This is a genomic window from Polaromonas sp. P1_G2, assembly GCF_056405515.1.
Map to the genome: position 1 here is coordinate 1 of NZ_JBFUBY010000361.1, position 3342 is coordinate 3342.

Sequence of the window (3342 nt, forward strand, 5' to 3'; positions counted from 1 at the left end):
GAGTACACCCAGGTGCAGGAGGCCAACCGGAACTTTGCGATGCGCAAGGTGGGCGGCGCGGACGAGATATTCCCGGTGTTCAGGGAGTTGTTCAAAAAAGGCGTCAAGCCATGACAAAGAGCACGAAGAAGCCCGCCGAAGTGGCGGCACCAGGCTTGCCCGGCACCGGGCGCCGGCATGCCTGCCTGCCCAGCCCGTCCGACTGGTCCTTCGAGTTGATCGAGCTCTACCACGGCGAGATCGCGCGAAAGGCAAAGGCCTTCGGCCTGGACACCTACCCGGTGCAACTCGAGGTCATCACCGCAGAACAGATGATTGACGCCTATGCCTCGGTGGGCATGCCGGTGAACTACCGGCACTGGTCCTTCGGCAAGCAGTTCATCTCGACGGAAAAAAATTACCGGCGCGGCCAGATGGGGCTGGCTTACGAGGTCGTGATCAATTCCAACCCCTGCATCGCCTATCTGATGGAAGAAAACACCATGCCCATGCAGGCGCTGGTGATGGCGCATGCCTGCTACGGCCACAACTCCTTCTTCAAAGGCAWCTACCTGTTCCAGATGTGGACCGACGCCGCGGCCATCGTCGACTACCTGGTGTATGCGCGGGCCTATATTGCCGAGTGTGAGGAGCGCCACGGCTGGGAGGCGGTCGAGCAGCTGCTGGACTCCTGCCACGCCCTGATGAGCCACGGCGTGGACCGTTACCAGCGTTCGCAGAAGCTGTCCCTGGCGGAGGAAGAGGCCCGCCGCAAGGACCGCGAGGCCTATCTGCAGCAGCAGCTCAATGACCTGTGGCGCACGGTGCCCAAACCGGCCGACAAGCCGGCTGAAAAAACGAATCGCCGTTTTCCGCCGGAGCCGCAGGAAAACATTCTGTATTTCATCGAGAAAAACGCGCCCTTGCTGGAGCCCTGGCAACGCGAGGTGATCCGCATCGTGCGCAAGATCGGCCAGTATTTTTACCCGCAGCGCCAGACCCAGATCATGAATGAAGGCTGGGCTACCTTCTGGCATTACACGCTGCTCAATTCGCTGTATGACGAGGGCTTGCTGACCGACGGTTTCATGATCGAATGCCTGCGATCCCACACCAACGTCATTTACCAGCCGCCGGTAACGCATCCGGGCTACAACGGCGTCAACCCCTATGCGCTGGGGTTTGCCATGTTCAGCGACCTCAAGCGCATCTGCGAGTCCCCCACCGAGGAAGACCGGCAGTGGTTGCCGGACGTGGCCGGTTCAAACTGGCTGGAGACGCTGGACTACGCGATGCGGCATTTCCGCGATGAAAGTTTCATCGGGCAATACCTTTCGCCGCGCCTGATACGCGAATTCCGCCTCTTTTCAGTGGTGGATGACGCGAGCAGGTCCGAGCTTGAAGTTGCGGCCATCCATGACGAGGCCGGCTACCGGCACGTGCGCGAGGCGCTGTCGCGCCAGCATGACCTGAACTACCGCGAGCCGAACATACAGGTCTGGGACGTGGACGTGCGTGGRAACCGTTCGCTGACCTTGCGCCACAGCCGCCACAACGACCGGACGCTGACGGACGACGTCCAGGAGGTGATCAAGCACATCGCGAGCCTGTGGGGTTTTCGCGTCCAGCTTGAGAGTGTGGACAAGCACGGCAAGGTGGTTCAGCACTGGGAGGCGCTGCCGCAGGCCTGATGCTGTTCAAGCCGTGAGCAGTTCTCAGCCCGCGGCTTCCAGCCCGTTCCTGAAATGTTCGCGCATGCGCTGCGCGGTGCCGTCGGCGTCGCGCGCGGCCAGCGCCTGCATGATGGCGCGGTGCTCGGCCAGGGATTCTTCAATGCGGCCGCTTTTGAGCAGCGAGTTGTGGCGGTTGAGCTTCATCACCTTGCGCAGGTCGGCCACCATCTGGTCGCGCCAGCGGTTGTTGGCGATTTCCAGCAGGCGCATGTGAAAGGCCTCGTTGATCTCGAAAAAGCGCTCGCGGTTGCCGACGGCTTTTTCGAGTTCCTCATGCAGGCCCTGCAGTTCCTTGAGCTGGGACGGGGTCGCCTGGGTGGCCACCACGCCGGCCGCGTCGCTTTCCAGCAGGGAGAGCAGGTGGTAGACGTCGGTCAGGTCGCGTTCGGAGACTTCCGTCACGTAAGCGCCGCGCCGTACCTTCATGGTGACCAGGCCCTCGGTGGCGAGCACCTTGAGGGCCTCGCGCAGCGGCGTGCGGCTGATGCCGTATTCCTCGGCCAGCTTGAGTTCGTCTATCCAGCTGCCCGGCGCCAGTTCGCGGTTGAAAATGCGCTGGCGCAAAAGCTCGGCGACTTCTTCATAAAGCGCTCGGGGAGTCAGGGACACGGCGGCCATGGACATAGGGGTGTTTTTAATAAGTAAGGCGAGCTTGGTGCACGCTGCTTCCTGTCAGCGCTGCAGGCATCTTACTCCAAACTGAATTTTGCATCAATAATTATAAATGATGTAAACTTGGAGCGATCACGAATCCCATCTCCAGGGTCCTGGTGTGCATCGCCAGCCTCTGCAGATCCTGTTACGGTAAACATCCCATGTCCAAGCGTCCTCCCGAACCTGAATTTCCCGCCGCCGGCCTTGAGGCCTGGGCCAAAGCGGCCGCCAAGTCGGCTCCCGGCGGCAATCTGGAAGCGCTGAACTGGCAGACGCCGGACGGCATCAGCGTCAAGCCGCTGTACACCGCCGAAGACACTAAAGATCTTCCCCATACCAACACGCTGCCGGGTTTCGAGCCTTTTATCCGCGGCCCGCAGGCCACCATGTATGCGGTGCGCCCCTGGACGATCCGCCAGTACGCGGGCTTTTCCACGGCCGAGGAATCCAATGCCTTCTACCGCAAGGCGCTGGCCGCCGGCGGGCAGGGCGTGTCGGTGGCGTTTGACTTGGCCACGCACCGCGGCTACGACAGTGACCACCCGCGCGTGACCGGCGACGTGGGCAAGGCCGGTGTGGCCATCGATTCGGTGGAGGACATGAAGATCCTGTTCGACCAGATCCCGCTGGACAAGGTCAGCGTCTCCATGACCATGAACGGCGCGGTGCTGCCGGTGCTGGCGGGCTATGTGGTCGCGGCCGAAGAGCAGGGCGTGAGCCAGGACAAATTGAGCGGAACCATCCAGAACGACATCCTCAAGGAGTTCATGGTCCGCAACACCTATATCTTCCCGCCCCAGCCCAGCATACGCATCATCGGCGACATCATTGAATACACGGCGCAGAACATGCCGAAGTTCAACTCGATCTCGATTTCGGGTTACCACATGCAGGAAGCCGGCGCCAACCAGGCGCTGGAATTGGCCTTCACTTTGGCCGACGGGAAAGAGTATGTGAAAACCGCACTGGGCAAGGG

General features: G+C 61.4%; 3 protein-coding genes. 2 read left to right on the top strand and 1 reads right to left on the bottom strand.

Going from position 1 to position 3342, the window contains the following annotated elements; translation table 11 throughout:
• The first annotated feature begins 68 nt into the window (after positions 1-68).
• Positions 69-1670, top strand: coding sequence for a SpoVR family protein (locus tag AC1D0P_RS23520; RefSeq protein ID WP_477678952.1), 1602 nt, complete (start codon positions 69-71; stop codon positions 1668-1670).
• A gap of 24 nt (positions 1671-1694) precedes the next feature.
• On the opposite strand, the gene AC1D0P_RS23525 is transcribed toward AC1D0P_RS23520, so the two are convergent.
• A complete protein-coding gene (locus tag AC1D0P_RS23525; protein WP_477678953.1) occupies positions 1695-2330 on the bottom strand; it encodes a GntR family transcriptional regulator in 636 nt (211 codons plus the stop codon).
• Between the two features lie 197 nt (positions 2331-2527).
• Here AC1D0P_RS23525 and AC1D0P_RS23530 point away from each other — a divergent pair.
• Positions 2528-3342: methylmalonyl-CoA mutase family protein (locus AC1D0P_RS23530; protein ID WP_477678951.1), on the top strand; the 815-nt coding region annotated here is incomplete at its 3' end.